Raw genomic sequence first — 6,317 nt, forward strand, 5'->3', positions numbered from 1 at the left:
AGATTCACATGGGCGCCATGGGGCAGGAGTGGGTCCAAAGTCCTTTCCGGAAAGGGCTTCTGACCCTAGGTCAGATCTGCTGACTGTGCTGTCCGCGGCGGCTCCGTCCGGTCTACCCGAGGCGCGTGAGCCGCGCCCCGAAGGACGGCGCGGTCCGGTCCTCCTGCAGCGCCACCGGCACCGTGGACGCGCCGGGCCCGCTGCCGATCGTCAACACCCCCACGCGTGTACCGGCCCTGGCCTCCCGCGCCGGTGCCTCCCCTCCGTCGCGGATGCTCAGCGTCAGCTTCTGGCCCGGTACGCCGACGGCCCTGGCGTCCTTGGTGGCCACCAGCGGGACCCGCCGGCCGAGCCCGTCGTCGACGTACCCGACGACCTGCCCCTTCCTCGCCACGACCGTGGACGTCATGGCGTCGCGTACGGCCTCGATGACCTTCTTGCTGTTGTCCTTGACGAGAACCAGGCTGTTCGCGCCGTTGGGGTCGGGCCCTTCGGCGCGCTGGCCGAGCATCGTGCCGAGGATCAGCGGGGTCCTGCCGCCCACCGTCTTGTAGGCGGCCCACATCAGCGTCCCGCCCGCGGCGGTGTTCGACCCGGTCTTGATGCCCTTCACGCTCAGACCGGCGAGCAGCAGGTTGTCGTTGTTGTTGTTGATCGGCTGCGGAAGGCCCTTGATCGTGGCGTTCGGCAGCTGGACGACCGCCCTGAACGCGTCGAACTTCATGACCGCCTCGGCCAGCTTGAGCTGGTCGGCCGCGGTGCTCACCGTCTTGGAGTCCAGACCGCTGGGATCGGTGTACGTGGTGTCGGCCATCCCGAGGTCCTTCGCGGCGGCGTTCATCCTGTCGACGAACTCCGCCTCCGAGTCACTCTTGGTGTCCCAACGGGCCAAGAGGCGGGCGATGTTGTTGCCCGACGGGATCATCAGCATCTTCAGCATGTCCTGCTGACTGAACTTCCCACCCGCGGTCAGCCCTTCGATGCGCGACTCGTCCTTCGCCTCGCCGTCCGCCACGGCCTTGGCGTCGACCTCGATCGTGGGCCCGGACTCACCCTTCTTGAGCGGGTGCTCCTTGAGGAGTACGTACGCCGTCATCACCTTGGCCACACTGGCGATCGGCACGGGCTTCTGCTCCCCGAACGTGCCCACCTTTCCCGACCCCTGGATGCGAACGGCGCCCTGCCCCTGCTCCGGCCACGGCAGCTTCACCTGCCCGTCGAGGGTGACGGACGACGGGGCGTCTCCCGTTGTCAGGGCCGGGGCCGGCAGCGGCCGCAGGAGCTGGGCCCCGACGACGATGCCGCACAGGAGCAGGAAGAGGGGCGTCCAGATCCGCAGGCGACGCAGCAGAGTTCGTCTCATGGTCTCGGGCGGCGGCGGGGTGTTGGTGAGTTGCGCGAGCAGGTCGAGCGGAGGCACGGGGTGCGTGGTGGGGGCTTCGGCCGACGGTGTGGCTCCTGTGGCGACGGCGACGGCGTCGTCTTCGGGCGGCAGCGAGCCGGTGCCCGCGCCCGGCACCTGCTCGCCGCCGCCCGGACCGTTTGCGGTGTCGGTGTCGGTGTCGGTGTCGGTGTCGGTGTCGGTGCGGGGCGCCTTCGCCGATGGCGCCTCCAGGGACTTGAGTGCGACGAACTTGCTCGTCCGCTCGGAGTCCGACTCGTGGTCCTGGTCCGTCTCGGGGGCCGCTGCCGCTCCTGCGGTTTCGCTGTCGTCCCTGTCCTCCTGGGCTCCGTCCACGGCCTGTTCGGCCTGTTCGGCCTGTTCCGGCCGCGACGCACCGGTCGGCTCGCCTGTTCCTCGTATCGCCTTCATCTGTCCTGCCACCTCGCTCTCGTCGCGACTGCCTACTTGTCCAGTACGGCCTTCATGACCGCCTGCGCGATCGGGCCGCCGAGCTTTCCGCCCGCGATGTCGGAGCGGGGGATGTCCATGTCCTTGGAATCGACGAAGACCGCGACGGCGACGGGGGAGGTGCCGTCCGCCTGCTTGGCGTAGGAGACGAACCACGCGTAGGGGAGTTCATCGCGGACATCGGCGCCGTGCTGCGCGGTGCCGGGCTTGCCGCCGACCGTGACTCCGGGAATGCGCGCCTTGTCGGCGGTGCCTTCGGTCACGGTGTTCTCCATCATCTCCTGCACCTTCAGCGCGGTGTCCTCGGAGACGGCCTGGCTCAGTTCCTCGGGCTCGTTCTTGTCGAGCGTGGACAGGTCGGGTCCGCGCAGCTCATCGACCATGTAGGGCTGCATCACCTTGCCGTTGTTGGCGATCCCGGCGGTCACCATGGCCATCTGGAGCGGGGTGGTGGTCAGGCTGCCCTGGCCCATGCCGGTCAGAGCGGTCTGGGGTTGGTCGAGCTTCTCGGGGTAGCCGCTCGGGGCCGTGCGTACGGGAATGAACTGCTCCTTGTTGAAGCCGAATTTCTCCGCCGTCTCGCGCATCTTGTCCTTGCCCGCCTTGTGCGCGACGTCCAGGAAGACGTTGTTGCACGACCACTGCAGCGCGGTCTTCAGAGAGACGCTGTCGCACTGGGAGTTGGGCACGACGTTGCCGATCTCGGTCGAGCTCTGCGGCAGCCGGTAGGGGGCCGGGGCTTCGGTGCGTGCGTCGATGTCGGTGATGACTCCGTGCTCGAGCGCGGCCGCCGCAGTGAGGATCTTGAACGTGGAGCCCGGCGGATAGATCTCACGGATCGCCCGGTTGCTCAGGGGCTTGTCCTTGTCCCGGTCGAGCGCGGTGAACGCCTTGCCCTCCTTGGCGGACATGCCGGCGAAGACGGAAGGGTCGTACGACGGTGTGCTCGCCATCGCGAGGATCTTGCCGGAGCGCGGGTCGAGCGCGACGACCGCGCCCTTGGCGCCGAGGTCCTTGAGCCCCTTGTACGCGGCCTTCTGGGCCTTGGGGTCGATGGTGGTGAGGACGTCGCCGCCGCGCTGCCTCTCGCGCGTCAGGGCGGAGAGCGGATTCCGGACGAGCCGGTCGTCCTTGCCGCTGAGCAGATCGCTCTCCACGCCTTCGAGGAAGGTCGAGCCCTGTGCCTGCGAGAAGTAGCCCGTGATGGGCGCGTACATGGCGCCGTCCCGGTAGACGCGCTTGTACTTGAGGTCCGAGCCCGGAGTCCGCTTCGAGCCGGTGATCGCATCACCGGCGACGACGATGTCGCCGAGCGGCTGGGAGAACGCGGCGATCGGCACGCGGCGGTTGCTCGGGTCGCCGGCCAGCGTGCGACTGGACACCAACTGCACCCAGGTCGCCTGCAGGAGCAGGGAGAGTATGAGGATCCCGCAGAGGATTGCTGTGAGCCGTATCGTCCTGTTCATCGTTCTCCGAATTCGGTTGCACGGTGGCACCGGATGCGCCGATGACGGATGAAATCGGGCAAACCGTTCATCGAGGAGAACAGGAGCGCCCTCTCCCTGTCCATGACCAAAAGGGGATATGGGTTGATCAATCGTCGATATCGTTGCTGCTTGCCCGCGTGATCCGAGGTTCGACAGCGCGTGCATGGCGTTGGAAGATCTTTTCCATGGCCATCGCACCGAACGCCGACTCGACCCCGGGGCCGCCCCCGGGCCCGGCCCCTCGCCTGAACCGGAACCCGCACCCGCTGGTCGCCCGAGCGCGCCGGCTCGCCACCGACGTGCTCGCGCCCATCGCCGAACGCGTCGACCAGGAGGGCGTGCCCCGCAGCAGCATCGAGGCCGTCAAGGAGTCGGGGCTGCTCGGTGTGAGCGCACCGGTGGAGTACGGCGGTTCGGCGGCGCCCGCCGCCGTGGCGCGTGAGATCGCCGAGATCCTGGCGGGGGCGTGCTGCTCGACGTGGTTCGTGCAGACCCAGCACCACACACCGGTCAGCACCCTGGCCAAGAACGAACTGCCCGTGCGCGAGCGCCTGTTGGGCCCACTGGCCAGCGGTGAGCTGCTGTCCGGCGTCGCCTACGCCCAGCTGCGCGCGTACCCCCGTGTTCCCGTGCGGGCCACCCGGGACCGAGGCGGCTGGCGCTTCGACGGGACGGTCCCCTGGTACACGGGCTGGGGGCTCAACGACGTCATGCTGCTGGCCGGGGTGACGGAAGCGGACGAGGCGCTCTTCGCCTTCACCGAGGCGCGGGCCCAGCCGGGACTGCGCCCGTCCGCGCCCATGCGACTGGCGGCGCTCGGCGCCTCACGCACGGTCTCGCTCGAGCTGGACGGACTCCGGCTGCCCGACGAAGCCGTCGCCCTGCGCACGCCGTACGAGACGTGGGCCGCGTCCGACCGCCCGAAGAACACCAACGCCTCACCGGCCGTCTTCGGCATCACCGAGTCGGCCCTCGCGCTGCTCGACGGCGCCCCGGCCGGGCAGGAGACGGCCCACGCCCTGCGCTCCCGCCTGGACGAGGTCAGACGGCAGGCGTACGCCCTGGCCGACCACCCGGTCCCGTACGAGCGCATCGAGGAGAGGCTGGCGGTCAAGACGCAGGCGTACGACCTGATGCGGACCGCGACGACGGCAGCCGTGGTGGCCGGCGGCGGCCGGGCCATGTCCCTGGACAGCCGGGCGCAACGCCTGGCCCGCGAGGGGATGTTCCTGCTGGTGCAGGGGCAGACGGACGAGGTGCGCGGCGCACACCTCGGCCATCTGTCGATGGACCGGGGTGCCGCAGGCGCGAACCCGCCGAGCTCGCCCATGACGGACGGCTGAAGGAGGCAGGGAACCTTCGACGGGCATGGCCGGGCCGCCGAGTTCTCTTCATGGTGCGCTGTGCAGCGGGGCGTGGTTCGCCTTGAAGAGGCGTTCGCCCGCGAGACGCATGACGAGATTGCGCAGCGGCGTGGGAAGACCGCGGGCCCTGTCCCGGCGCCGGTTCTGCTCCAGGACCCATTGGATACGGTGCGCGCGGCGGGCCTGGAACGTGCGCAGGGTTGTTTCGATGCGGTCCGTGCCGACGCGCCGGCCCGAGCCCGCGAGCAGGTCGGCGAGGACCAGGGAGTCCTCCAGTGCCATCGCTCCTCCCTGGGCCATGCTCGGGGAACAGGCGTGCGCGGCATCGCCGATGAGGACGACGCGCGATCGCGCCCAGTCCGCGCCGACGCTCTCGTGGAGAGCCGCGAAATGGGCGTCCGCGCCCTGTTCGAGGAGCCGCGGCACCGGAGCCGCGAAGTCGCTGAAGAGATCGCGCCAGTCGCCGTCCGGGGCCTTCGCCACGGGGCTGTTGATGTCGGCGTAGCAGTACACGCGACCGCCGCCGAGCTGCACGGTCAGGAACCCGCGGCCGTCGCTGCCCAGCCGGGCGGTCCAGTCGTGGATGCCGGAGATCTCCGCGTCGTCGGCGATGAACCGCCAGCACAGCTGGCCCAGGAAGCGTGGCCCCGGCCCTCCGAAGGCGCTGCGGCGTACGGCGGAGTGGATGCCGTCCGCGCCCACCACCAGGTCGTACGACTCCTCCGAGCCGTCGGCCAGGGTCACCGTCCCGTCGGTGCGCACGTCCGTCACCTGGGTGCCGAACCGCACGACCGTGTCACCGATCTACCTGCGCAGCACGCCGCCGAGGTCGGCGCGGCTGATCGCCAGGCAGTCGCCGACCGTGCCCCAGATCCTGCGGACGTCGAACTCCACGAGGGGGCGCCCGAGATGATCGTGGATCCGCTGGCGTGCGACGCGCTCGGCACGCTTGGCCACCTCCTCGGCGACACCGAGCTCGCGCAGCGCGCGAACCGCGTTGGCGGGGAGGTAGAGACCGGCTCCGGAAGTCCGCCACTGCGCTTCGCGCTCGACGATGTCGACTTCCATGCCACGTGATCTGAGGGCGGTGGCCAGAGCCAGTCCGGATATTCCGGCGCCGACGACCAATACACGAGGACAGCTCATGGGGCATTCCTACCGGTCCTCCGACTGCCTCGCCCGAGACGAAGGTTGACGATGTTTCGATTCGGCGGTCGATGGGTGATAGGTGCGAGCGCAGTTCCGCTCTGACATCTGCCGCAGTAGCGATAAGTCGACTTATGTTGGCGAAATAGACCAAAGTCTACTTACCGGCATGAGCCAGGCATGCAATTTTCGTTGTCGAAGGACGTCCGCCGGAAGACCGGACCGCCGAGTCGGCTGTGCGGTCGACGCCGGCACCAGCGCACAGAGGAGATTCCCCGTGGCCGAGCTGTTCTACGACGACGATGCCGACCTGTCCATCATCCAGGGCCGCAAGGTCGCGGTCATCGGTTACGGCAGCCAGGGCCACGCTCACGCCCTCTCGCTGCGTGACTCGGGCGTCGACGTGCGCGTCGGTCTGCACGAGGGCTCCAAGTCCAAGGCGAAGGCCGAGGAGCAGGGCCTGCGTGT

General features: G+C 69.2%; 3 protein-coding genes and 2 pseudogenes. 2 read left to right on the forward strand and 3 right to left on the reverse strand.

Annotated elements, in window-relative coordinates; all coding sequences use genetic code 11:
- Positions 1-112 precede the first annotated feature (112 nt).
- Positions 113-1,813: a D-alanyl-D-alanine carboxypeptidase family protein gene (locus ACFWYM_RS30530; protein ID WP_384844444.1), complete on the reverse strand. Its 1,701-nt coding sequence runs from the start codon at positions 1,811-1,813 to the stop codon at positions 113-115.
- 32 nt (positions 1,814-1,845) lie between these two features.
- Positions 1,846-3,318, reverse strand: coding sequence for a peptidoglycan D,D-transpeptidase FtsI family protein (locus tag ACFWYM_RS30535; protein WP_384844447.1), 1,473 nt, complete (start codon positions 3,316-3,318; stop codon positions 1,846-1,848).
- A gap of 266 nt (positions 3,319-3,584) precedes the next feature.
- On the opposite strand from ACFWYM_RS30535, the gene ACFWYM_RS30540 reads away from it, so the two are divergent.
- The gene (locus ACFWYM_RS30540) at positions 3,585-4,682 is read left to right on the forward strand and encodes an acyl-CoA dehydrogenase family protein (protein ID WP_384844453.1); all 1,098 of its coding nucleotides are present in this window, start codon (positions 3,585-3,587) and stop codon (positions 4,680-4,682) included.
- A 48-nt stretch (positions 4,683-4,730) separates the two neighbouring features.
- Here the strand turns inward: ACFWYM_RS30540 and ACFWYM_RS30545 are convergent.
- A pseudogene (locus tag ACFWYM_RS30545) lies at positions 4,731-5,849 on the reverse strand (FAD-dependent oxidoreductase).
- Positions 5,850-6,126: 277 nt separating this feature from the next.
- On the opposite strand from ACFWYM_RS30545, the pseudogene ACFWYM_RS30550 reads away from it, so the two are divergent.
- Positions 6,127-6,317, forward strand: a pseudogene (locus ACFWYM_RS30550) (ketol-acid reductoisomerase); the annotation flags it as partial.

This window comes from Streptomyces sp. NPDC059009 (assembly GCF_042740175.1).
In the GTDB taxonomy this organism is placed as follows: domain Bacteria; phylum Actinomycetota; class Actinomycetes; order Streptomycetales; family Streptomycetaceae; genus Streptomyces.